The sequence below is a fragment of the Ralstonia mojiangensis genome, assembly GCF_023955645.1.
Taxonomy (GTDB): domain Bacteria; phylum Pseudomonadota; class Gammaproteobacteria; order Burkholderiales; family Burkholderiaceae; genus Ralstonia; species Ralstonia mojiangensis.
Window position 1 is genome coordinate 397,049 of record NZ_JAMXHU010000001.1, and the last position, 22,380, is coordinate 419,428.

At 63.4% G+C, this 22,380-nt stretch carries 20 protein-coding genes; 11 read left to right on the plus strand and 9 right to left on the minus strand.

Features of this window, described 5'->3' with window-relative positions; all coding sequences use genetic code 11:
• Window positions 1-10: 10 nt before the first annotated feature.
• The 4 genes from NG898_RS01880 to NG898_RS01895 all read right to left on the minus strand — a co-directional run bounded on the left by NG898_RS01880 (window position 11) and on the right by NG898_RS01895 (window position 4,900).
• Complete coding sequence (locus NG898_RS01880) at window positions 11-388, minus strand: DUF4180 domain-containing protein (RefSeq protein ID WP_252690849.1); 378 nt, start codon at window positions 386-388, stop codon at window positions 11-13.
• 7 nt (window positions 389-395) lie between these two features.
• A complete protein-coding gene (gene lspA, locus NG898_RS01885) occupies window positions 396-920 on the minus strand; it encodes a signal peptidase II (protein WP_252690850.1) in 525 nt (174 codons plus the stop codon).
• Window positions 920-3,799, minus strand: coding sequence for an isoleucine--tRNA ligase (gene ileS, locus NG898_RS01890; RefSeq protein ID WP_252690851.1), 2,880 nt, complete (start codon window positions 3,797-3,799; stop codon window positions 920-922). Before ileS ends, lspA begins: the two co-directional genes overlap by 1 nt.
• 102 nt (window positions 3,800-3,901) lie before the next feature.
• Complete coding sequence (locus NG898_RS01895; RefSeq protein ID WP_252690852.1) at window positions 3,902-4,900, minus strand: bifunctional riboflavin kinase/FAD synthetase; 999 nt, start codon at window positions 4,898-4,900, stop codon at window positions 3,902-3,904.
• Window positions 4,901-5,119: 219 nt separating this feature from the next.
• Between NG898_RS01895 and NG898_RS01900 the strand changes: the two genes are divergently transcribed.
• A complete protein-coding gene (locus tag NG898_RS01900; protein ID WP_092973020.1) occupies window positions 5,120-6,952 on the plus strand; it encodes an ATP-binding response regulator in 1,833 nt (610 codons plus the stop codon).
• 60 nt (window positions 6,953-7,012) lie between these two features.
• Here the strand turns inward: NG898_RS01900 and NG898_RS01905 are convergent, their stop codons facing one another.
• On the minus strand, window positions 7,013-7,678 hold the full coding sequence (locus NG898_RS01905) for a response regulator transcription factor (RefSeq protein ID WP_027680729.1): 666 nt from the start codon (window positions 7,676-7,678) through the stop codon (window positions 7,013-7,015).
• 402 nt (window positions 7,679-8,080) lie between these two features.
• Here NG898_RS01905 and purN point away from each other — a divergent pair, with 402 nt between their 5' ends.
• From purN to nadC, 7 genes are all read left to right on the plus strand, one after another.
• Window positions 8,081-8,731 carry a phosphoribosylglycinamide formyltransferase gene (purN, locus tag NG898_RS01910; RefSeq protein ID WP_232040803.1) on the plus strand — a complete coding sequence of 217 codons (651 nt, stop codon included), beginning with the start codon at window positions 8,081-8,083 and terminating at the stop codon, window positions 8,729-8,731.
• Window positions 8,728-10,122, plus strand: a complete 1,395-nt coding sequence (locus tag NG898_RS01915) for an RsmB/NOP family class I SAM-dependent RNA methyltransferase (RefSeq protein ID WP_252690853.1) — start codon at window positions 8,728-8,730, stop codon at window positions 10,120-10,122. Before purN ends, NG898_RS01915 begins: the two co-directional genes overlap by 4 nt.
• Window positions 10,119-10,688, plus strand: coding sequence for a phospholipase D family nuclease (locus NG898_RS01920; RefSeq protein ID WP_252690854.1), 570 nt, complete (start codon window positions 10,119-10,121; stop codon window positions 10,686-10,688). Before NG898_RS01915 ends, NG898_RS01920 begins: the two co-directional genes overlap by 4 nt.
• Window positions 10,689-10,713: 25 nt before the next feature.
• Window positions 10,714-12,090 (plus strand): mechanosensitive ion channel family protein, encoded by a 1,377-nt coding sequence (locus NG898_RS01925; RefSeq protein ID WP_252690855.1) that lies wholly within the window; start codon window positions 10,714-10,716, stop codon window positions 12,088-12,090.
• A 372-nt stretch (window positions 12,091-12,462) separates the two neighbouring features.
• Window positions 12,463-13,653 carry a DesA family fatty acid desaturase gene (locus NG898_RS01930; protein ID WP_252690856.1) on the plus strand — a complete coding sequence of 397 codons (1,191 nt, stop codon included), beginning with the start codon at window positions 12,463-12,465 and terminating at the stop codon, window positions 13,651-13,653.
• A 187-nt stretch (window positions 13,654-13,840) separates the two neighbouring features.
• Entirely contained in the window at window positions 13,841-14,989 is a 1,149-nt protein-coding gene (nadA, locus tag NG898_RS01935; protein WP_252690857.1) for a quinolinate synthase NadA, read from the plus strand.
• Window positions 14,986-15,885, plus strand: coding sequence for a carboxylating nicotinate-nucleotide diphosphorylase (nadC, locus tag NG898_RS01940; RefSeq protein ID WP_252690858.1), 900 nt, complete (start codon window positions 14,986-14,988; stop codon window positions 15,883-15,885). The genes nadA and nadC overlap by 4 nt, the downstream gene beginning before the upstream one ends.
• Before the next feature lie 3 nt (window positions 15,886-15,888).
• On the opposite strand, the gene nadB is transcribed toward nadC, so the two are convergent.
• The 4 genes from nadB to radC all read right to left on the minus strand — a co-directional run bounded on the left by nadB (window position 15,889) and on the right by radC (window position 18,941).
• Window positions 15,889-17,490: an L-aspartate oxidase gene (gene nadB / locus NG898_RS01945; RefSeq protein WP_252690859.1), complete on the minus strand. Its 1,602-nt coding sequence runs from the start codon at window positions 17,488-17,490 to the stop codon at window positions 15,889-15,891.
• Between the two features lie 178 nt (window positions 17,491-17,668).
• A complete protein-coding gene (gene rpmG / locus NG898_RS01950) occupies window positions 17,669-17,839 on the minus strand; it encodes a 50S ribosomal protein L33 (RefSeq protein WP_003262397.1) in 171 nt (56 codons plus the stop codon).
• Window positions 17,840-17,852: 13 nt separating this feature from the next.
• Window positions 17,853-18,086, minus strand: a complete 234-nt coding sequence (gene rpmB / locus NG898_RS01955; protein WP_004631999.1) for a 50S ribosomal protein L28 — start codon at window positions 18,084-18,086, stop codon at window positions 17,853-17,855.
• Between the two features lie 180 nt (window positions 18,087-18,266).
• Window positions 18,267-18,941 carry a RadC family protein gene (radC, locus tag NG898_RS01960; protein ID WP_252690860.1) on the minus strand — a complete coding sequence of 225 codons (675 nt, stop codon included), beginning with the start codon at window positions 18,939-18,941 and terminating at the stop codon, window positions 18,267-18,269.
• A gap of 119 nt (window positions 18,942-19,060) precedes the next feature.
• On the opposite strand from radC, the gene NG898_RS01965 reads away from it, so the two are divergent.
• The 3 genes from NG898_RS01965 to NG898_RS01975 all read left to right on the plus strand — a co-directional run bounded on the left by NG898_RS01965 (window position 19,061) and on the right by NG898_RS01975 (window position 22,194).
• The gene (locus NG898_RS01965; protein ID WP_024974982.1) at window positions 19,061-19,549 is read left to right on the plus strand and encodes an FKBP-type peptidyl-prolyl cis-trans isomerase; all 489 of its coding nucleotides are present in this window, start codon (window positions 19,061-19,063) and stop codon (window positions 19,547-19,549) included.
• A 1-nt stretch (window position 19,550) separates the two neighbouring features.
• A complete protein-coding gene (gene ispH, locus NG898_RS01970) occupies window positions 19,551-20,534 on the plus strand; it encodes a 4-hydroxy-3-methylbut-2-enyl diphosphate reductase (RefSeq protein ID WP_252690861.1) in 984 nt (327 codons plus the stop codon).
• Between the two features lie 454 nt (window positions 20,535-20,988).
• Window positions 20,989-22,194, plus strand: coding sequence for a branched-chain amino acid ABC transporter substrate-binding protein (locus tag NG898_RS01975; RefSeq protein WP_252690862.1), 1,206 nt, complete (start codon window positions 20,989-20,991; stop codon window positions 22,192-22,194).
• The last annotated feature ends 186 nt before the right edge of the window (window positions 22,195-22,380 follow it).

The window sequence follows — 22,380 nt, forward strand, 5'->3', positions numbered from 1 at the left end:
CGCTGCGCGATCATTCCGCTGGCAAGGGCCGCGCGTTGGCGGCCAGATCGTCGAACGACGGAACGAAGCGGATCGTGTCGCGCTTATTGGATTCCCGCACCCAGTCGCGCAGCGCGCTGCTGGCGTGGAGATGCGCCGAGATGTCACCGACCACGGCGAGCTTCAGTCGGTAGTTCGTGATCTTCTGCGCGATGCCGCCAGCCAAGCCGGTGCGCAGCACAAAGAACGTCGCATCGAGGCGGCTGACCGGCACGGCAACCATCGATGCGCCATGCCCTAGCGCCTCGCCGATCAGGTGGTCCAGCGCGTCCTGTTCGGTGGCGATGGGCGGGCCGGCCTCGTCGAGGCACAGCACCGCTTCACCATTCCACTGCTGGAGTTCTGGCATCGCAGGGTCAGCGACGCACGCGCCGCAGTTCGTCAACGATCAGCAGCACCGCGCCGATGGTGATGCCGCAGTCCGCCACGTTGAAGGCGGGCCAGTGGTAGTTGTGCAGGTAGAAGTCGAGGAAGTCCACCACATGACCGTAGATGACACGGTCAATCACGTTGCCCAGCGCGCCGCCCAGAATGAGCGCCAGCGCAAAGCAGAACAGCTTTTGCCCGCTGTGCCGCTTGAGCAGCCACACGATGAACAGCGCCGCCGCCACGCCCAGGCCCGTGAAGAACCAGCGCTGCCAGCCGCCCGCCGCGGCCAGGAACGAAAATGCCGCCCCCTTGTTATAGGCGAGCACCAGGTTGAAGAAGCCGGTGATCGGCCGCGACTCGCCGTAAGTGAAGGTTTTGAGGACGGCGATCTTGGTCAACTGGTCCAGCAGGATCCAGATGACGGCCAGGCCCAGCCAGGAGCCCACGCCATGACCGCCGCTGCTCTTCTTCAACCCGATCGACTTGCTCTTGCCGTTGTTGCGAGTGGCCATCAGGCAGCGCTCCGTTGTTCGCCGGCACCGAACAGGTTATCGGTGCAGCGCTTGCAGAGGGTCGGGTGGGCATGGTCGTGGCCGACGTCGGCGCGGTAATGCCAGCAGCGCTCGCACTTGGCGTGCGTGGACGGCACCACGGTGATGAGCAGATCGCCGCCTTCCGGCGCACGCTCCAGTTTGGCCGCGGACGTGATCAGCACAAAGCGCAGGTCGTCGCCGAGGCTGGCCAGCGCGTCATACACCGATTCACCTGCCGATACCGTCACTTCCGCCTGGAGCGACGAGCCGATCTTGCCGTCGATGCGCAGCGCTTCCAACTGCTTGGTCACTTCGCCGCGCACGTTGCGGATGGCGGCCCACTTCTCCAGCAGGGCGCTGGCGCCTTGCGGCACCGGAGCGTTGTAATACGTGCTGGTGAAGATGGTGTCGGTGTGCTCCGTGCCGTGTGCAAACACCTGCCAGGCCTCTTCCGCCGTGAACGACAGGAACGGCGCCATCCAGTGCAGCATTGCCTGGGTGATGTGGTACAGCGCGTTCTGTGCGGAGCGGCGCGCTACGGAATCGGGCGCCGTGGTGTACAGGCGGTCCTTCAGCACGTCGAGGTAGAAGCCGCCCAGGTCTTCCGAGCAGAACGTCTGCAGCTTGGCGACCACCGGGTGGAACTCGTACACGTCGTAGTGCGACAGCACTTCCTTCTGCAGCGAATCCGTCAGCGCCACGGCATAGCGGTCGATTTCCAGCCATTGCTCGGTCGGCAGCGCGTGCTTGGCGTGGTCGTAATCCGTCAGGTTGGCGAGCAGGAAGCGCAGCGTGTTGCGGATGCGGCGATAGCCTTCCACCACGCGCTTCAGGATTTCATCCGAGATGGCCAGTTCGCCCGAGTAGTCGGTCGAGGCCACCCACAGGCGGATGATCTCGGCGCCCATCTTGTTGGCGATTTCCTGCGGCGCGATCGTGTTGCCGATCGACTTGGACATCTTGCGGCCTTCGCCGTCGACCGTGAAGCCGTGCGTGAGCAGGCCCTTGTACGGCGGCTTGCCGTACAGCATCGAAGCCGTCAGCAGCGACGAGTGGAACCAGCCGCGGTGCTGGTCGGAGCCTTCCAGGTACAGATCGGCCAGGCGACCGTCCGGCAGGTCGGCTGAAGCGTCGTACAGATCCGCCGCGTGCGAGCCGCGAATGACGTGCCAGTGCGTCGTGCCCGAGTCGAACCACACGTCGAGCGTGTCGCGGTTCTTCTCATACATGTCGGCCTCATCGCCGAGCAGCTCGCGCGGATCGAGCGTCTGCCAGGCTTCGATGCCGCTCTTTTCGATGCGCTGGGCGACTTGCTCAAGCAGCTCCGGCGTGCGCGGGTGCAGCGCGCCGGTTTCCTTGTGGACGAAGAAGGCCATCGGCACGCCCCATTGGCGCTGGCGCGACAGCGTCCAGTCCGGGCGGTTGGCGATCATGTTGTGCAGGCGCTGTTTGCCCCACGACGGGTAGAACGCGGTGGCATCGATGCCTGCCAACGCCGTTTCACGCAGCGTGCTGTTGCCGTCGTTGGGCTGCACGTCCATCCCCGCAAACCACTGCGACGTGGCGCGGTAGATGATCGGCGTCTTGTGGCGCCAGCAATGCATGTAGCTATGCGGGTGCTTGTGCGCATCGAACAGGTTGCCCGATTCGCGCAGCACTTCGACGATCTTCGGATTGGCGTCCCAGATCATCTGGCCGCCAAACAGCGGCAGCGTCGATGCGTACACGCCGTTGCCCATCACCGGGTTGATGATTTCGGAATCCGGCATGCCGTGCGACTTGCACGACTGGAAATCTTCCACGCCGTACGCGGGCGCGGAGTGGACGATGCCGGTGCCGGTATCGATGGTCACGTAGTCGCCCAGGTAGACGGGCGAAGTGCGATCGTAGCCCGCGTCCATCTTGGCGAGCGGATGGTGGAAGCGCGCGCCCGACAGGGCTGCGCCTTCGCACGTGGCCAGCACGGTGCCTTCAAGCTTCCAGCTTTGCAGGCAAGCTTCGACGCGCTCCCTGGCAACGATCAGCAGGCCGCGCGATGTGTCGACCAGCGCGTATTCGATTTCCGGGTGCAGGTTCAGCGCTTGGTTGGAAGGGATCGTCCACGGCGTGGTGGTCCAGATCACGATCCAGCCTTGCTTGGCCTTGAGCACGTCGGCGCCAACGTGGAAGGCGCTGGCCAGTGCGTCGATATCGGCAAACGGGAAGCCGACGTCGATCGACAGGTCGGTGCGGTCCGCGTATTCGACTTCCGCTTCCGCCAGCGCCGAGCCGCAGTCGAAGCACCAGTTGACCGGCTTCAGGCCGCGGAAGACGTAGCCCTTCTCCAGGATCTTGCCCAGCGCACGAACTTCATCCGCTTCGTTGCGGAAGTTCATGGTCAGATACGGATCGGCCCAGTCGCCCAGCACGCCCAGGCGCTCGAAATCCGCCTTCTGGCGCGCGATCTGGCCGGTGGCGTACGCACGCGCTTTCTCTTGCACTTCCTGGACAGGCAGGCCCTTGCCGAACTGCTTCTCGATCTGGATTTCGATCGGCATGCCGTGGCAATCCCAGCCCGGCACATAAACGGCGTCCAGCCCGGTCAGGCCGCGCGCCTTGATCACCATGTCCTTGAGGATCTTGTTGACCGCGTGGCCGATGTGCAGATCACCGTTGGCATACGGGGGGCCATCGTGGAGGATGAACTTCTTCGCGCCCTTGCGCGCAGCGCGGATCTTCTTGTAGAGCTGCTTGTCCTGCCATTGCTTCACCCACTGTGGCTCGCGCTTGGGCAGATCGCCGCGCATGGGGAACGGGGTGTCCAGCAGGTTGACCGGGTACTTGCTCTTCTCCGGCGTGGGCTTCTTGGCGTCAGACATGATGTGATGTGGGGCAGATTCGGGCAAATCGGATCGGTGCAGGCGCGCCAGGGCAGGGGCGCTTGCGGTGTGCGGCGTTCGGGCGGCGAGTGTGTCAGCCGCCTACTGAATTCGGTCAGTGGCGGAAGTGGCGAAATCGCGTCGCAACGCGGGCGATTCACCCGCCGGCGGAATCGGCAGGCCGAAGAAGTTGCGGGCGTCGATGCAGTCCTGTGCAATGGCGTCCTTCAGTGCATCGAGCGAATCGAAGCGGGCCTCGTCGCGGAGCTTCTTCATGAACTCCACGCGCACCAGCTTGCCGTAGACGCTGGCGTGGTAATCAAAGATATGCACTTCCAGCAGCACGCGGCCTGAGTCGTCCACCGTCGGTCGCACGCCAATGCTGGCGACGGCCGGCAGCGGCTTTTCGGCCAGCCCGTGCACCTGCACGACAAAGATGCCGGCGACGGCCGGCTTGCGATGCGAGATGCGCAAATTCAGCGTCGGAAAGCCCAGCGAGCGGCCGAGCTTTTGCCCGTGCACCACGTGTCCGCTGATGGCATAACCGTGACCCAACAGGCGGCGGGCGTGTTCAAGGTCACCGGCGGCCAGCGCCTCGCGCACGGCCGAGCTGGAGATGCGGATGCCGGATTCCGACACCGAGCCCATCTGCTCGACTTCAAAGCCGAACTGGGCGCCGGCGGCCTGCAGATAGTTGAAATCGCCCGCGCGCTTGGCGCCGAAGCGGAAATCATCGCCGACCAGCAGCCAGCGCGTGTGCAGGCCATCGACCAGAACATTGCGCACGAACTCGTCCGGCGTTTGTCCGGCGAAATGCGCGTTGAAATGCTCCACGACCACACGGTCGACGCCCTGGCGGCGCAGGCTTTCCAGCTTGTCGCGCAGCAGCGCAATGCGGGTGGGTGCGCGGTCCGGCATGAAGAATTCGCGCGGATGCGGCTCGAACGTCATCACCGTGAGCGGCAATCCGCGTGCGTCGGCCGCCGCGCGTGCGCGGGCCAGCAGAGACTGGTGCCCGCGGTGCACGCCGTCGAAGTTGCCGATGGTCAACGCGCAGGGCGCGCGACTTTCGGCGTTGGGCAGGCCGCGAAAGACTTTCACGAGAAGCGTCGGTGGTCGAGGAAAGGAGAAGTGCGTTTTCGTGCCGGATTGGCGTGGCAGCCGCCAAAATCCAGCAAAACGCACATTATATAAGGGATTGCCCCATCCCCGGCGCGCACGCGGCTAGGTGTCGGAGTGTTGCACAATCGTCCGAACGGTGCGCCCGCGCGGTTCATGCTTGCGGCACAATCCGGTATCCAGTTCCTACCCGATATCTCCTTGAACGCCTCGCTGCGCCTTTTCTTCGCCAAGTTCGGGCTTGCCAGCCGCGCGCCGCTTGAACTGGACGCCCGAGCCAAGCTGCTCGCCGCCGTGCATCGCGGGGCCCCCATGGGGATTGCTGCCTCGGTCGTGCTGCCCGCCTTGACGGTCGCTGCGTTCTGGGATGCCTCAAACCGCCCCGTGCTGCTGGGCTGGTGCCTGATCATGCTGTGCCTGACGGCGTCAGGTCTGCGCTTCTATTTTGGCTATCGCTACGACCTGACCCGCATGACGCTGGCGGCGCACACCCGCAAGTGGTGGACGGGCATGCACGTCATGTCGGCGGTGGGCGGGGTGGCGTGGGGCTGTTCGGCGGGGCTGTATCTGATGTCACCGTCACTGGAGTTCAGCAGCCTGCTGATGATCGTGATCATCGGTGTGGCGGCGGCGGCGGTGTTGTCGCAGGCGCCGGTGCCGTCCAGCCTGCTGATCCTCGGGACGGGCATCCTGGCGCCGCACTTTGTGCTGGCTGAGCAGGCGTTTCCGGGGCACGGGCTGTATTTGCGCGGTGTGCTGCTGTTCTTTGCGGCGCTGCTGACGCGGCATGCCGTGAACATCCACAACACGCTGGTGCGCGAAATTCAGCTTGAAAACGAGAGCCGCCAGCTTGCGCGCCGCTATCAGGACGAGAAGCAGCGCGCTTTGTCGGCATCGGAAGAAAAATCGCGCTTCCTGGCTGCGGCCAGCCACGACTTGCGCCAGCCGGTGCATGCGATCGTGCTCCTGGTGGAGGCGCTGCGGGCGCGCAACCAGTCGGAATCTTTGGCGCCGCTGGTGGAGCAACTCGCTTCGGGCGCCGCGACCATCGATCTGCTCTTCCGCTCGCTGCTGGATCTGTCCAAGCTGGAGAGCCGCAAGACCTCGCCGACGCTGGAGCCGGTGGATCTGGGCGAGGTCATCACCGAGGTTGTTCAGCAGTTCATGCCGGATGCGCGTGCCAAGGGCCTGACGCTCGCGGCCCGTATCCCGCCGCTGCCCGTGTTCGGGATGGCCGAGCCGGTGCTGCTGCGCCGGGCGCTGTTCAACCTGCTGCAGAACGCGCTGCGCTACACCGAGCGCGGCGGCGTGATGGTGGCGCTGCGCGTGCGCCAGAAGCATTTGCGGATCGAGGTCTGGGATACCGGCATCGGCATCGCGCCTGAGCATCAGAAAGACATCTTCTCGACGTACTACCAGGTTGAAAACCCCGAGCGCGATCCGAGTCAGGGCCTGGGTTTGGGCCTGTCGATCTACAAGGAATGCGTGCGTCTGCTGCGCGGGACGTTTGGCGTGCGCTCGGTGCCGGGGCGCGGCTCGATGTTCTGGATGGCGCTGCGGCCGGTGCCCGCCGAGATCAAGGCGCCGCTGGCCACGCAGCCTCGCGCCGAGCAAAAGCGCGCCGTGCTCGATCAGCCGCGGTTCTCCGGCGTGGTGCTGGTGGTGGATGACGACCCGCAGATCCGCAAGGCCTGGCACGCGCTGCTCGAAGCGTGGGGTGTGGAAGTCCACAGCGCCGCCGATGGTCGCTCCGCCGAGCAACTGCTGGCGCGCGGCATCCGCCCGCAGATCATCTTCTGCGACTTGCGCCTGCCCGGCGAGGAAGACGGCCTGCAACTGCTCGAACGCTGGCAAGTCAGCCACCCGGATGCCCACGCCGTGCTGCTGACTGGCGATCGCAACTCCGCCGCCCTCGCGCGCGCCGAAGAAGCCGGCTACCTGCTACTGGCCAAACCGATGGATCCGAACATGCTGCGCGTGCTGCTCAAGCGCTGGCTGCGCGGTCGCTCGGCCGAGCCGCAGGTCGCTTACTGACGGAAATGTAAAACGGCGCCGTCGATGGCGGCGCCGAATTGATGAGGCCGGACGCTCAGTTCAGGCTGCGCCCGTCAGGCGGAAACGCTCCATGCGCGAAATGATCTGGATGCGCGTGCGTACGCCCAGCCGCTGCAAAATCGCCGAGACGTGTTCTTTGACGGTGTTTTCCGTCAGGCCCAACTGGCGTGCGATGGACTTGTTCGGCAGGCCTTCGAGCAGCAGCGCCAGGACCGAGCCTTGGCGCGGCGTCAGCCCCAGTTCTGCCGGCGTGATGGGGATGCCATGCGAGGCACCGCCCTTGCCGTTGGTGCCCCCCATATCGTCTTCCGACGGGAACGACGCGTCGCCGCCGAAAATACCGGCCACCGCCTTGGAGAAAGCATGGGCATCGGCGTGCTTGCCGATGAAGCCGATGGCGCCCAGCGCTTGGGCCTTGGCGACGATTTCCGGCGTGTTTTCGGCCGACATGAAGGCAAAGCGTGCTTCTGGCAGTTTGCCGCGCAGTTCGCGCATAGCGTCGAAGCCGGTGCAGTCGGACAGCCACACGTCCAGCAGCACGACGTCCGGCCGGACGCCTTCTTCAACCAGCGCAAGCGCCTGGCGCCGGCCAATAGCCGCGTGCACCTGAACTTCAGGCAAGGCGTGTGCAAGAAACGTGGTCGTGCCAGATAAGGCGAGAGGGTGGTCGTCGACCACCAGCAGGCTACGCAGCGAGCTCGTCATTCTTATTCCCCGGTGAGGGCAATGCCCTCTTGTTGTTGTACGCGTGTCGACCCGGCGCGGGCGATGGTCGACGGGCCGGGTGTCTCACCCTGTGCCGATCGACCGTCACGGTATCGCCCGCACGATGTTGCAGCGCAGGATGAATGGACGTTTGATACGCGTCGGATCACCGCTGGCAGCCCACCCGACCCCTCGGGAGCGCGGACAATTATGGCGCTGAGATTATCAGAGCGCGCCAAAGCGCGCCAACGGTTGCCCCTTCCTTTTGCCGGCATGACAGCGTTTTTGCCGGCATGCGTCGGCAAAATGCCACGGTGGCCGCAAAAGCGCCCGCGGCATGGCTGCGCAGGCATCACACCCGATTTTCTCGGGGAACTCCGGCGCACTTGATAAAATGCCGCGATGAAAAACATCGTCATTCTCATTTCCGGACGCGGTTCCAATATGGAAGCCATTGTCCGCGCCTGTCAGGCTGAAGGTTGGTCGGGACGCATTGCCGCCGTCATTTCTAATCGGCCCGATGCGGCAGGACTTAAATTTGCCGCTTCGCACGGCATTGCCACCGCGGTGGTCGACCATAAGGCGTTCCCCGATCGCGACAGCTTCGACGCCGCCCTGGCGCAGGTGATCGACGGCTTTTCGCCTGATCTGGTGGTGCTGGCCGGCTTTATGCGCATCCTTACGCCGGGCTTTGTAAAGCGCTACGCCGGGCGCATGCTGAACATTCATCCGTCGCTGTTGCCGTGCTTCCCGGGTTTGCACACGCACGAGGCCGCGTTGGCCATGGGCGTGAAGGTGCATGGCGCGACGGTGCATTTCGTCACGGCTGACCTGGACCACGGCCCGATCGTGCTGCAGGCCATCATCGACGTGCGCCAGGACGACACGCCGGATTCGCTGGCCGGGCGGCTGCTGGCGCAGGAACACACAATTTATCCGCGTGCCGTGCGCTGGTTCGTGGAAGGGCGGTTGTCGATCGAAGACGGTGTTGTGCGCGTCTCTCCGGATGAATCGCAGCTTGTCATTGGCGTCAACGCCCGGGAGGCAGCATGAGTCAGGATCGTCAGCGTTCGCGCGGCAATGGAAACGGCGGGTCGGCCAACAAGCGCGCGGGTTCCGGCGGTGGTGGCTGGTATCGGGCACCGCAGGGCAAGCCGGCACCGCGCAGCGCTCCGCGCCCGCGTACGGGCGTGCATGGCAGCCATCTGGAACACCTCGACAAGGTGCTTGCGCGCCTGCTCCACTTCGCGGCGCCCGCTGACATGGTGGTCAGCCAGTACTTCCGCGAGCACCACGAACTTGGCCACCGCGAGCGCGGCATCATCGCCGAAGCGGCCTTTGCTGTGCTTCGCCGCAAGGTGGAATTCGGCCAGTTTGCCGAGAGCGGCACTGGCCCGGCGCGTCGTCGCCTGGTGCTGCTCGGTTTGCTGCAGACGGCCGGGCGTGAGGCCATTGCGCCGTTCCTGAACCCGGCGGAGGCCGAATGGCTGGATCGCTGGGAAAACCGCGACCGCGCCGCGCTGGCCGCCCGCGTGCGCGCCAACCTGCCCGACTGGCTGTTCGACGCGCTGGTTGCCCAGCACGGTGCGGATTTCACCGAGGCACTGGCGCAAGCGTGGCTCACGCCCGCGCCGCTGGACTTGCGTGTGAATACGCTCAAGGGCGAGCGCGAAGCCGTGCTTGCCACACTGGCCGAGGCGGGTATCGAAGGTGCTGCGGCGCCGTTGTCGCCAGTGGGCATTCGCCTGGCGGGCAAGCCGGCGTTGAACAAGCTAGACATCTTCACCAACGGCACGGTCGAGGTGCAGGACGAGGGAAGCCAACTGCTGTGCCAATTGCTGGCACCCAAGCGCGGCGAGATGGTGGTCGATTTCTGTGCCGGCGCCGGTGGCAAGACCCTGGCGATCGGCGCGGCGATGCGCTCGACGGGGCGCCTGTATGCCTTCGACGTATCGGAAAAGCGTTTGTCGAACCTGGGGCCACGCCTGGCGCGCAGCGGCCTGTCGAACGTGCATCCGGGCCGCATCGACAGCGAGCACGATGCCAAGGTCAAGCGCCTGGCGGGCAAGATCGATCGCGTGCTGGTCGACGCCCCGTGCAGCGGCTTGGGCACGCTGCGCCGCAATCCGGACCTGAAGTGGCGCCAATCTGCGCAGGCCGTGGAAGAAATGTCGGCCAAGCAGCTGTCGATCCTGACATCGGCGGCGCGGCTGCTGAAGCCGGGTGGCCGCCTCGTCTACGCGACCTGCAGCGTGTTGGCGCGCGAGAACCAGCAGGTGGTCGAGCAATTCCTGGCTGCGCATGAAGACTTCGTGCTCGTGCCCGCCGGTGAGGTGCTCGCCGCGCAGAAGATCGCCCTGGAAATGGGGCCCTACCTGGAGCTGTATCCGCACACGCATCAGACCGACGGCTTCTTCGCGGCCGTGCTGGAGCGCCGCGCATGATGCTGCGCCGTTTGGGTTGGCTGCTGGCCGCATGGCTGGCGTTTGCTGCGGGTGGCGTGGCGCTGGCCCGCAGCACGCCGCCGGTGCAGCCGGCCAAGGGCACGGTGCAGGCTGCGTTCACCCCCGACGATGACATCGAAGGGTTGTTGGCAGACGCCATCGACCAGGCGCGTGAGCAGGTGCTGGTGCAGGCGTATCTGCTGTCGAACAAGGCGATTACGCGTGCGCTGCTGGCGGCGCATCAGCGCGGGGTGGATGTGCGGGTGCTGGCCGATCGCGAGCAGATGACGCGCTCCGGCGGCAGTCGCGTGCCCGAAGTGGCGAATGCAGGCATCCCCGTCTGGCTGGAGGTGCGCTACAAGAACGCGCACAACAAGGTCATCGTGATTGACCCGCGCGGCGCGCACCCAGTGCTGGTCACCGGCAGCTTCAACTTTACGCAGACCGCGCAGCGCGGCAATGCTGAGAACGTGCTGATCGTGCGCGGCGACGCTGATCTTGCCCAGCGCTATGCCGCCAACTGGCAGAAGCATGCGGGTGATGCGTTGCCCTATCGGACCCAATAAGGGTTCGCAATAACCGGTCACGCCAATGAACGGATTGCCGCTGAATCTGAACCATATCGCGCTGGGCCACATGATCGACGACATCGTCTCCGATCTGGGTGGCCCGCGCTTCATCTGGCAACTGGGCGTGCTGGTGCTGGTGCTCGTTGCCGCGTGGCTGATCGCGCGGCCGATTTCGCGGCGCCTGCATACGGCCCATGTGAACGACACGTTCGCCCTGCGTTTTGCCTGGTCGAGCCTGGAGCGGGCGGTGTTTCCGCTGATCGGCTGGCTGCTGGTGGTGGGCGCGCGCTATGCCCTGATCGGCACCATGCCGATCAGCGTGTTCCGCCTGGCTGCCGTGCCGCTGTTCGGCCTGGCGATTCTCTATCTCGGCTTCTACGTGCTGCGCCGTGTGTTGTCGGGCAATGGAGAATTGCACGGCATGCTCGTCGTCGCCGAGCGGGTGCTGACCACGCTGATGTGGATGGGCATGGTGCTCTATGTACTGGGCGTGCTGGGCGACGTGGTGGATTACCTCGACGGCATCCGCTTTGCGCTGGGCGGCAAGCAGAAGGTGAGCCTCGCCGCCATGCTGATGGGCGTGGTGTGGATTCTCGTCACAGTGCTCGTGGCGATGTGGTTCGGCTCGTGGCTGGACAGCCGCATTACGCGCGCTTCGGCCATTGATGCCAACCTGAAGGTGGTGCTGTCGCGTGTAACCAAGGCGGTGCTGCTGCTGGTGTCGCTGCTGCTGAGCCTGTCGCTCGTGGGCATCGATTTGACGGTGCTGTCGGTGTTTGGCGGCGCGCTGGGTGTGGGCTTGGGCTTTGGCTTGCAGAAGATCGCCAGCAATTACGTCTCGGGCTTCATTATCCTGCTCGAGCGCTCGCTCAAGCTCGGCGATCAGATTACGGTCAGCACATACACCGGCATCGTCACGCAGATCCGCACGCGCTACACCGTGGTGCGCAACGGCGATGGCGATACGCTGGTTCCGAACGAATTGATGGTCGCGCAGGCGGTGCAGAACCACAACGAGCGTGGCACCGTGCGCGTGGCAGTGCGCGTGCAGGCATCGTATGCCGCCGATCCGGAAACGGTGCTGGCGCTGCTGCTGCAATGCGCCGAGGGCATCCCGCGCATTCTGCCCGAGCCGGCGCCTGCCGCTTTCATGGCCTTGTTTGCCGACAGCGGCATCGAATACGAACTTGGTGTGTGGATCGGCGATCCGCACAACGGCAAGCTTGGCGTGCAGTCTGACCTGAACCGCGCCATCTATCGCCGCTTCAAAGAGGCCGGCATTGACATTCCGTATCCGCAAAGGGAAGTGCGTGTGCTCGGGCCGTTGGCGCTGCAGCAGGGCGCTTCAAGCACTTCGGGTGATGCGGTAGCCTCATCCGGCGCGTCCCTGAAGGCCTAACACACCTGCGGGCGGAACGGTGCACCCTTGTCCGAGGTCAAAACGGCGGTTTTCCCCCATGGAATAGAGGGGGTATTCGGTTAAAATGCCGATTGCTCCCACAAAGGATCAGACGGGCCGTCGCAAAGGCCTAGCATTTGCGACAAAGCACCGCAAATACCTTGTATTGCGCTGGGGCGGAGATCACATGACCGGCAGCGAGAAGCTCGCCGATGTGACGCGCAAGCCGGGTGCCAGCACCCGAATCACCGCCAACACGACCCCATTGTCGTAACGCTACGACAGCGGATGGCCTTAAGAGGCAGCACCGTCCCGATCAATTGAGGGACCAAAGGCTGCTTTGATCACCCCGAGTTGACCACGGAGAACACTTTGATCGACTCCTTTCTGACTTTCCTTGCCAACGGCACCTTGGATTGGGCCTGGTGGCAGATTCTGATTTTCACGCTGGTGATGACGCACATCACCATCGCCAGCGTCACGATTTTTCTGCACCGTTGCCAAGCGCACCGTGCGCTGGACGTGCATCCCATCGCCGGACACTTCTTCCGTTTCTGGCTGTGGATGACCACCGGCATGGTTACCAAGGAATGGACCGCCATTCACCGCAAGCACCACGCTAAGTGTGAAACCGAAGAGGATCCGCACAGCCCGCAAACCCGTGGCATCCGCAAGGTGCTGATGGAAGGTGCTGAGCTGTATCGCGCCGAGGCCAAGAACAAGGAAACGATCCAGAAGTTTGGCCACGGTACGCCGGACGATTGGGTCGAGAAGAACGTGTATTCGAAGTTCACATGGCAGGGCGTCGGTTTGATGCTGATTCTGGACGTGCTGATGTTCGGCGCGCTGGGCCTGACGGTGTGGGCGGTGCAGATGCTGTGGATCCCGATCCACGCCGCCGGCATCATCAACGGCCTGGGCCACTTCTGGGGCTACCGCAACTTCGACTGCGAAGACGCTTCGACCAATGTGTCGCCGTGGGGCATCATCATCGGCGGCGAAGAGCTGCACAACAACCACCACACGTACGCCACGTCGGCCAAGTTCTCGGTCAAGTGGTATGAGTTCGATATCGGCTGGGGCTACATCAGAGCGCTGGAGATCGTTGGTCTGGCGAAGGTCAAGAAAGTGGCGCCCAAGGCCCGTTTTGGCGACGTGAAGCCGGTTGACCAGAACACACTGGAAGCCATCATCGCCAACCGCTACGACGTGATGGCCCGCTACGCTAAGACTGTGAAGGCGGCTTACCGCCAAGAGTTGGCCAAGCTGAAGGACTCGCGGGCTGTGGAATACCGTGCACTGAAGCCCGCCCGCAAGTGGTTCCACCGTGACGAAACCAAGCTGGGCGCGCCGCAGCGCGAGCAGCTCTCGCAAATCGTGTCGGACCATTCGGCGTTGCACACCTTCGTTGAGATGCGCCGCGAGCTTGGCGCGCTGTGGGGTCGTTCGAACGCCACGCGTGAGCAACTCCTGCATCAACTGCAAGAGTGGTGCAAGCGGGCTGAGGAAAGCGGCATCCACGCGTTGCAGGAATTTGCCGTTCGCCTGCGCCGTTACGCCTGAGTTTCTTGTTTCATAGGTGAAGCCCCGCTCCGCAGCGGGGCTTTTCTTTTGGGTAAACTGCCCCAACTCACATTTTTTATAGGCCGCGACTATGTATCGCGGTGCCAGTCCTCCTCACACGCCGTCCGTTTCATTGCCGCGCCAGCTTCTCGGCGCCTTAACAGCGCGAATGGACGCGGAGACCACCATGGAAACCCACATCAAGACGGTTGAATTTGAGCGCCCGGATATGCTTTCCGAGGCGCAATCCGGCGCCAGTTGCGTGGCCCACGCCTGGGCCAAGGTGCCGCCGGTGCTGTCGCGCGAGGAACGCGACGAACTGAAGGCTCGCATCAAGCGCCTGCTCAAGGAACGCGAGGCCGTCCTGGTCGCGCACTACTACGTTGACGCTGACCTGCAGGACCTGGCCGAGGAGACCGGTGGCTGCGTGTCCGATTCGCTGGAGATGGCGCGCTTCGGCCGCGACCATTCGGCCAAGACACTGATCGTGGCGGGCGTGCGCTTCATGGGCGAGACCGCCAAGATTCTGAGCCCCGAAAAGACCGTGCTGATGCCGGATCTTGACGCGACCTGCTCGCTGGATCTGGGTTGCCCGCCGGATGAGTTCGCCGCCTTCTGCGACGCGCATCCGGATCGCACCGTGGTCGTCTATGCCAATACCAGTGCCGCCGTGAAGGCGCGTGCCGACTGGATGGTGACCTCATCGATTGGCCTGAAGATCGTTCAGCACCTGCATGCGCAGGGAAAGAAGATCCTGTGGGCGCCCGATCGCCACCTGGGCAGCTACATTCAGAAGCAGACCGGCGCCGACATGCTGATGTGGCAGGGCTCCTGTTTGGTGCACGACGAGTTCAAGGGCGTGGAGCTCGACCTGCTGCGCGCCGAGCACCCGAACGCGAAGATTCTCGTCCACCCTGAATCGCCTGAATCGGTGGTGGCGCAGGCCGATGTGGTGGGTTCGACTTCGCAGCTGATTGCGGCAGCGCAGTCGTTGTCCGCGCAGGAATTCATCGTGGCGACCGACAACGGCATCCTGCACAAGATGCGCATGGCGGCCCCGGGCAAGCGCTTCATCGAGGCGCCGACCGCCGGCAACGCCGCCACCTGCAAGAGCTGCGCGCATTGCCCTTGGATGGCGATGAATGCGCTGACCAATCTGGCCGAGGTGCTGGAGACCGGTCGCAACGAGATCCACGTGGATCCCGCCGTCGGCAAGCAGGCCGTGGTCTGCATCGATCGCATGCTGGATTTTGCCGCGCGGGAAAAGGCCATGGTCCGCCCGCAAGGTGAACTGGCAGCCAACGCGCAACTCTTTCAAGGAATCGGCCCGGCATGACGGCAACCCAGATGAATACGACGAGCTTTGCCGCACCGGCTCAGGCAATTTTCGATAGCTTTGGCCCGGCACTGCGCGAGGCGCTGTCCGCCAACGTGTCTGCTGCTATTGCCGAGGACGTCGGCACGGGTGACCGCACCGGTTTGCTGATCCCCGCCGATCGCCATGCGCGCGCGCGGGTGATCGTGCGCGAGACCGCCGTGCTGTGCGGCACGCCTTGGTTCGATGCGTGCATGCGCGCCATTGATCCGGCGCTGCGCGTTACATGGCGCCAGCACGAAGGCGACCGCATGGCGCCCGATTCGGTGGTGTGCGAGATTGAAGGCCCGGCGCGATCCCTGCTGACAGCCGAACGCCCGTCGCTGAACTTCCTGCAATTGCTTTCCGGTGTGGCGACAACGACGTCGCGTTACGCTGCGGCCATCGACGGCACGCGCGCCCGCGTGCTCGATACGCGCAAGACGCTGCCGGGCCTGCGCCTAGCGCAAAAGTACGCCGTGCGTATCGGTGGTGGCGAGAATCAACGCCTGGCGTTGTATGACGGCATCCTGATCAAGGAAAACCACATTGCTGCGGCGGGCGGCGTGACGGCAGCCCTGCGTGCGGCGCAGGCACTGAACACCGGCGTGGCAATCCAGATCGAGGTAGAAACGCTGACTCAGCTTGAGGAGGCGCTGGCGGCGGGCGCTACGTCCGTGCTGCTCGACAATTTCGAGCCGCCCGCGATGCGTGAGGCTGTGCGCGTAACGGCGGGCAAGGCGCTGCTGGAGGTGTCCGGCGGCGTGAACATCGAGACGATCCGCGCATTTGCCGAAACGGGTGTGGACCGTGTCTCTGTCGGCGCGCTGACGAAGGACGTGCGCGCGACCGACTTCTCTTTGCGGATCGTCGAGTAAGCCTTAGCGTTTCCGGGCGATCTGCCGATGGGTCGGCTGCATGACCGTCGGCAGCGCCTTGGGCAATGTCTCGGGGTAGTCGCGCGAGAAATGCAGGCCGCGGCTCTCATGCCGTGATAGCGCACTGTCGACGATCAGCGAGGCGGCCTCGACGAGGTTGCGCAGCTCCAGCAGATCGTGGCTCACGCGGAAGTTGGCGTAATACTCCGTAATTTCTTCGCGCAACAGGGCGATGCGGTGCTGCGCGCGCTCCAGCCGCTTGTTCGTGCGCACGATGCCGACGTAGTTCCACATCATGCGGCGCAGTTCGTCCCAGTTGTGCGAGACGACGACTTCCTCATCGGGGTCGGTCACGCGGCTCTCATCCCACGCGGGAATCTGCGCCGATGTGGGGTCCGAGGGTGGTTGCGCGAGAATGTCTTCCGCCGCGCCACGCCCGATCACCATGCATTCCAGCAGCGAATTGCTCGCCAGCCGATTGGCGCCGTGCAGGCCGGTGTAGGCCGTCTCGCCCACGGCGTACAGGCCGGCGATATCCGTGCGCCCGAGGTGGTCCGTCACCACGCCGCCGCACGTGTAGTGCGCTGCCGGCACCACCGGAATCGGTTGGCGCGTGATGTCGATACCGAGCTCCAGGCAGCGCGCCATGATGGTCGGGAAATGTTCCTTGAGGAACTCCGGGCTCTGGTGGCTGATGTCCAGATAGACGCAGTCCAGGCCACGCTTCTTCATCTCGAAGTCTATGGCGCGGGCGACGATATCGCGCGGAGCCAGCTCAGCGCGCTCATCGTGCGCCGGCATGAAGCGCGTGCCGTCGGGCAGGATCAGCTTGCCGCCTTCACCGCGCACGGCTTCGGTAATCAGGAATGATTTCGCGAACGGGTGGTACAGACACGTGGGGTGGAACTGGATGAACTCCATGTTCGCCACGCGGCAGCCCGCACGCCAAGCCATAGCGATGCCGTCGCCGCTGGCCGTGTCCGGATTCGTCGTATAGAGATAGACCTTGCCTGCGCCGCCCGTGGCCATCACGGTTTGGCTCGCGGTAATCGTCTTGACGTGGCCCGATGCAATGTCGAGCGCATACAGGCCATGGCAGCGCATGCCCGGCTGGCCCAGCTTCGCATCGGTAATCAGGTCGATCGCAAAGTGGTCTTCCAGCAGCGTGATGTTCGGGTGGCTGCGTACCTTCTCAACCAGCGTCGTGACCACGGCATGGCCGGTGGCATCGGCGGCGTGGATGATACGGCGATGGCGATGGCCGCCCTCGCGCGTCAGGTGGAAGCCGAGTTCGGCCTGCTCGTCGCGCGTGAAAGGCACGCCATGGTCGATCAGCCATTCAATGGCCGAGCGCCCGTTTTCGACGATGTAGCGGGTGGCGGCTTCATCGCACAGTCCTGCCCCGGCGATGAGCGTGTCGTCGACGTGCTCGTCATGGCTGTCGCCTGAATCGAGCACTGCGGCAATGCCGCCCTGCGCCCAGTCGCTAGCGCCTTCCGGCAGGCTGCGTTTGCTGATGACGACCACGCGGCGGTGATCGGCTAGGTGCAGGGCGACGGTCAGACCCGCCAAGCCGCTGCCAACAACGGCAACATCGAAATTCATGAAAGACGCGGGACGCGGTGCAGGCGCGGCTGGTGAATAACACAGTCGCGTGTCAATCGGAAAGAAGAGCAGTGTACACCGCTGCATGCGCCAAACAGCGGGCAACAAAAAACCCGCCTGAGAGCGGGTTTTTGCTGTCGGTCATGCCGACGGAAACAAGATGCGCAATCCGCGAGGATTACTTGATCTTGGTTTCCTTGTAAGCGACGTGCTTGCGGGCGACGGGATCGAACTTCATGATCTCCATCTTTTCCGGCTTGGTGCGCTTGTTTTTGGTGGTCGTGTAGAAATGACCCGTACCTGCGGTCGATTCCAGCTTGATCTTGTCGCGTCCGCCTTTGCTGGCCATGTTTAACTCCTAATTAGACTTCGCCGCGTGCGCGCAGGTCCACGAGCACTTCGTCGATGCCTTTTTTATCGATCAGGCGCAGACCAGCGTTCGAGACGCGCAGGCTCACCCAGCGGTTTTCGGATTCGACCCAGAAGCGACGATTCTGCAGGTTCGGCAGAAAACGGCGCTTGGTCTTGTTGTTTGCGTGGGAAACGTTATTGCCGACCATCGGCGCTTTCCCGGTCACTTGACAGACGCGTGCCATGGAGCACTCCTAACTAAATTCGTTGGCTACAGTTTGCGACCGGGCGCTGGGACCAAAACCAAGCGCAGCGCCACTGTAGGGGTGGGACTTCAGCGAAACGCGGATTATACACACAAAACCGCTGACAAATCAACGAGATCGATGGATTGCCGTTGGACACTGTGCAATGCGGCATCGGCGCTACATTTTGCCGTGTTCCCGGAAGCCGTAGACGTGAGTGCGACCGACGATCATGTGATCCAGGACCATCACGTCGAGCATGGCCAACGCGCGGCACAACTCGCGGGTCAGCGTGATGTCGGATTCGCTGGGCTCTGTATTGCCGGTCGGGTGGTTGTGGGCCAGGATCACGGCGGCTGCATTGTGATGTAGCGCGCGCTTGGCAATCTCGCGCGGATAGACGCGGGCTTCCGTCAGCGTGCCCCGGAAGAGTTCCTCCCAGGCAATCAGTCGGTGTCGCACATCTAGAAAGAAGCAGGCAAAAACCTCGTGCGGGCGGTGGCCGAGTGTCAGGCGCAAGAAATCTTTCACGCTTTGTGGAGAGTCAAAGGTCTGGCCCTGGGTGAAGTCTTCTTTTAGTGCGCGCCGCCCAACTTCGAGCAGCGCATGCAGTTGCGCGTATTTGGCGGGGCCCATGCCGTTGATCGACGAGAACTCCTGTTGTGACGCATGGCACAGCCGTGCGAGCGATCCAAAGTGCGTGAGCAGTTCGCGGGCGAGGTCGACAGCGCTTTTGCCTGGCATGCCCACGCGCAGGAAGATGGCTAGCAATTCCGCGTCGGAGAGCGCGGCGGGGCCGTGGGCGAGCAGTTTTTCACGGGGCCGCTCGTGGGCGGGCCAGTCGACGATTGCCATAGGGTTGGGATTAGCGGAGGAAAGGCCCTGTCAGCGAGAGTGCGGTGGGCTTCGCGCCTGCGGCCGCGGGGAGGGCTGACGTACAATAACGGGTTACTTTTTGGTCAAGCAGGTTAAGCGTGCAAAATTTGGTGAACGAGGCGTCCGCGGCGGCGCCGAGCGACGCAGGCAAGGTGGTTGGCCCGGATTCCTTTCTGACGCTGCACTACCGCATCGCGCTGGAAAACGACACGGACATCGTCACCACGTTCGACGACAAGCCGGCCACGCTGTTGCTGGGGCAAGGCCAGATGGCGCCGACGCTGGAACAGGCGCTGCTCGGTATGCGCGAGGGCGAGCGCACGACGTTCCGCCTGGCTCCCGAGCACGCGTTCGGCCCACGTAATCCGGAACTGTTGCAGCGCGTGTCGCTGGCCACGCTGCGCGAAAACTCTTCGTTTGAAGAGGATTACCAGCCGGGCGACCTGGTTGAGTTCAATGCGCCGAGCGGCGGTAAATATGCTGGTGTGCTCAAGGAAGTCGGTGAGACCTCTGCACTGTTTGACTTCAACCACCCGCTGGCTGGCCAGACGATCGTGTTTGAAGTCCAGTTGATCGGCATCCTCTGATATGAGCAACGCTGTGAACACCCCGCTCGACTCCATTGATCCTGTCACCCAGGCCGACGCCGAGGTCTTGCTGGCGCAGCCGCGCGGCTTCTGTGCCGGCGTGGATCGCGCCATCGAGATCGTCGAGCGCGCGCTGGAGCTGTTTGGCGCGCCCATTTACGTGCGTCACGAGATCGTGCACAACGCGTATGTCGTGGGCGATCTGCGCAACAAGGGCGCGGTGTTCGTGCAGGAGCTCGACGATGTGCCCGTGGGCGGCACGGTCATCTTCAGCGCGCATGGTGTGTCGCGTGCGGTGCGCGAGGCGGCGGAGGCGCGCGGCCTACGCGTGTTCGATGCGACTTGCCCGCTGGTGACCAAGGTGCACGTGGAAGTCTCGAAGATGCGCGCGCAGGGTTTCGAGATCATCATGATCGGGCACAAGGGGCACCCCGAGGTGGAGGGCACCATGGGCCAAGCCAACGACGGCATGCTGCTGGTCGAATCCGTCGACGACGTAGCGCATCTTGAGGTGAAAGACCCGACGCGTCTGGCCTACGTGACGCAGACCACGTTGTCGGTGGACGAGACCCAGGAGATTGTGGCGGCCATCAAGGCGCGTTTTCCGGCGGTGCACGAGCCGAAGAAGCAGGACATCTGCTACGCGACGCAGAATCGCCAAGACGCGGTGAAATTCATGGCGCCGCAAGTGGAAGTGGTGATCGTGGTCGGCAGTCCGAACAGCTCGAACTCGAACCGCCTGCGTGAGCTGGCCGAAAAGCTGGGTGTGCCTGCCTATATGGTGGACACGCCTGAACAGGTGAGGCCCGAATGGGTGGCGGGCAAGCGCCGCGTCGGGCTGACGGCGGGGGCTTCGGCGCCCGAAGAACTGGCGCAATCGATCGTTGACCGCCTCAAGGCGCTGGGCGCGCGCACCGTGCGTCCGCTTGATGGCATCCAGGAAAACATGTCCTTCCCCCTTCCGAGGGGTCTTCAAATCAATTGAATGCCTTTATGTAAATGCCCACTTAAAAGCGCACAAAAACTGTGCGCCCTAATGCGGTGCATAAAGCGCTTTTGAGGAATCGACGGCCACTTCTTTCAGGAGTGGCCGTTTTGTTTTGTGCATTGCAGAAACCTCTTCAATACCGGCGAAGCCTTGATTTATCGTGGGAATCGCCCGCCAAGCCGCACAAATAGGGGGTTTCCCCTAGTCTGGCACGGTTCTTGATAAGCCTATGCGCCGTTCGCGAATGCCTGCGCGAAATGACGCCTGTTTGGGCATTGGGGAAAGCCCGTAAAGCGGCGTAGTTACTGCAAAAATCGTTGTTGCGACGCGTATTGCATCCGCAATAAAAGGGGATACAATTCGCGCGTTTCAAATTGAAACAATCGGCGCGGGGGGAGCGGCCGGGAGGCAGGACGCTCTTCTTGCTCTTGCGAGATCTAGGAGATCACTCATGCAAATTAAGTTTGCCAAAGTTCTGCCGCTTGCGGCTGCCGTGGCACTCGTAGCAGCTTGCGGTAAGAACGAGGAAAAGCCCGCAGACCAAGCTGCTGCACCTGCAGCAACGTCGGCTCCGGCTGCTGCTGCCGGCGGCGAGACCGTCGTCAAGATCGGTCACGCGGCTCCGCTCACGGGCGGTATTGCTCACCTTGGCAAAGACAACGAAAACGGTGCACGCCTGGCCGTTGAAGAAGCCAACAAGGACGGCCTGACCATCGACGGCAAGAAGATCAAGCTGGAACTGGTCGGTGAAGACGATGCGGGCGATCCGAAGACCGGCACCGCCGTCGCCCAGAAGCTGGTTGACGAGCACGTTGTTGCTGTCGTGGGCCACCTGAACTCGGGCGTTTCGATCCCGGCTTCGAAGATCTACAGCGATGCAGGCATCGTGCAGATCTCGCCGTCGTCGACGAACCCCGACTACACCAAGCAAGGCTTCAAGACCACCTACCGCGTGGTTGCGACCGACGCGCAGCAAGGCCCGGCACTGGCGAACTACGCCGCCAAGACCCTGGGCGCCAAGACCGTGGCCATCGTTGACGATGCCACCGCCTACGGTAAGGGCCTGGCCGACGAGTTCGAGAAGACCGCGAAGGCTGACGGCGTGAACGTCGTGGCGCGTGAGGCCACCAACGACAAGGCGACCGACTTCAAGGCCATTCTGACCAAGATCAAGGGCAAGAAGCCGGACGTGATCATGTACGGCGGCATGGATGCCACCGGCGGTCCGTTCGCCAAGCAAGCCAAGGAACTGGGCATCACGGCCAAGATCGTTGGCGGCGACGGCGTGTGTACCGACAAGGTGGCCGAACTGGCTGGCGACGCAATCGACAACATCGTCTGCTCGGAAGCAGGCCTGGCGCTGTCGAAGATGGAGAAGGGCGCGGACTTCGAGAAGAAGTACCAAGCGCGCTTCAACACGCCGGTGCAGATCTACGCACCGTTCACGTATGACGCCGTCAACGTGATCATCGACGCGATGAAGCGTGCCAACTCGACCGATCCGGCCAAGATCCTGGCTGCCATGCCGGCAACCAACTACAACGGCGTGATCGGCAACATCGCGTTCGACGACAAGGGTGACCTGAAGCAAGGCTCCATCACCCTGTACAACTACAAGGACAAGAAGAAGAGCGTTCTTGACGTTGTGAAGATGTAATCGAAGGGTTATCCGCCCTAAAAACGGCACCGCGACTACCCCTGCGGTGCCGTTTTTTATAGCCTCGCCAATGAAACAAGGCCCTCACCATGGGCGTGTCGGCAGGCCGCTTACCAGCAACCTCACCTTACCCATCCGATTGATCGCATACCTTGCGGGCACGTCATCCCGTCGCCTACAACAAAG

What these genes read in the sequence shown, in the direction of transcription:
- NG898_RS01880 (WP_252690849.1), bottom strand. Translation starts at nt 388, where the DNA reads ATGCCAGAACTCCAGCAGTGGAATGGTGAAGCGGTGCTGTGCCTCGAC.
- lspA (WP_252690850.1), bottom strand. Translation starts at nt 920, where the DNA reads ATGGCCACTCGCAACAACGGCAAGAGCAAGTCGATCGGGTTGAAGAAG.
- ileS (WP_252690851.1), bottom strand. Translation starts at nt 3,799, where the DNA reads ATGTCTGACGCCAAGAAGCCCACGCCGGAGAAGAGCAAGTACCCGGTC.
- NG898_RS01905 (WP_027680729.1), bottom strand. Translation starts at nt 7,678, where the DNA reads ATGACGAGCTCGCTGCGTAGCCTGCTGGTGGTCGACGACCACCCTCTC.
- purN (WP_232040803.1), top strand. Translation starts at nt 8,081, where the DNA reads ATGAAAAACATCGTCATTCTCATTTCCGGACGCGGTTCCAATATGGAA.
- NG898_RS01915 (WP_252690853.1), top strand. Translation starts at nt 8,728, where the DNA reads ATGAGTCAGGATCGTCAGCGTTCGCGCGGCAATGGAAACGGCGGGTCG.
- NG898_RS01920 (WP_252690854.1), top strand. Translation starts at nt 10,119, where the DNA reads ATGATGCTGCGCCGTTTGGGTTGGCTGCTGGCCGCATGGCTGGCGTTT.
- NG898_RS01925 (WP_252690855.1), top strand. Translation starts at nt 10,714, where the DNA reads ATGAACGGATTGCCGCTGAATCTGAACCATATCGCGCTGGGCCACATG.
- nadA (WP_252690857.1), top strand. Translation starts at nt 13,841, where the DNA reads ATGGAAACCCACATCAAGACGGTTGAATTTGAGCGCCCGGATATGCTT.
- nadC (WP_252690858.1), top strand. Translation starts at nt 14,986, where the DNA reads ATGACGGCAACCCAGATGAATACGACGAGCTTTGCCGCACCGGCTCAG.
- nadB (WP_252690859.1), bottom strand. Translation starts at nt 17,490, where the DNA reads ATGAATTTCGATGTTGCCGTTGTTGGCAGCGGCTTGGCGGGTCTGACC.
- rpmG (WP_003262397.1), bottom strand. Translation starts at nt 17,839, where the DNA reads ATGGCCAGCAAAGGCGGACGCGACAAGATCAAGCTGGAATCGACCGCA.
- rpmB (WP_004631999.1), bottom strand. Translation starts at nt 18,086, where the DNA reads ATGGCACGCGTCTGTCAAGTGACCGGGAAAGCGCCGATGGTCGGCAAT.
- radC (WP_252690860.1), bottom strand. Translation starts at nt 18,941, where the DNA reads ATGGCAATCGTCGACTGGCCCGCCCACGAGCGGCCCCGTGAAAAACTG.
- ispH (WP_252690861.1), top strand. Translation starts at nt 19,551, where the DNA reads ATGAGCAACGCTGTGAACACCCCGCTCGACTCCATTGATCCTGTCACC.
- NG898_RS01975 (WP_252690862.1), top strand. Translation starts at nt 20,989, where the DNA reads ATGCAAATTAAGTTTGCCAAAGTTCTGCCGCTTGCGGCTGCCGTGGCA.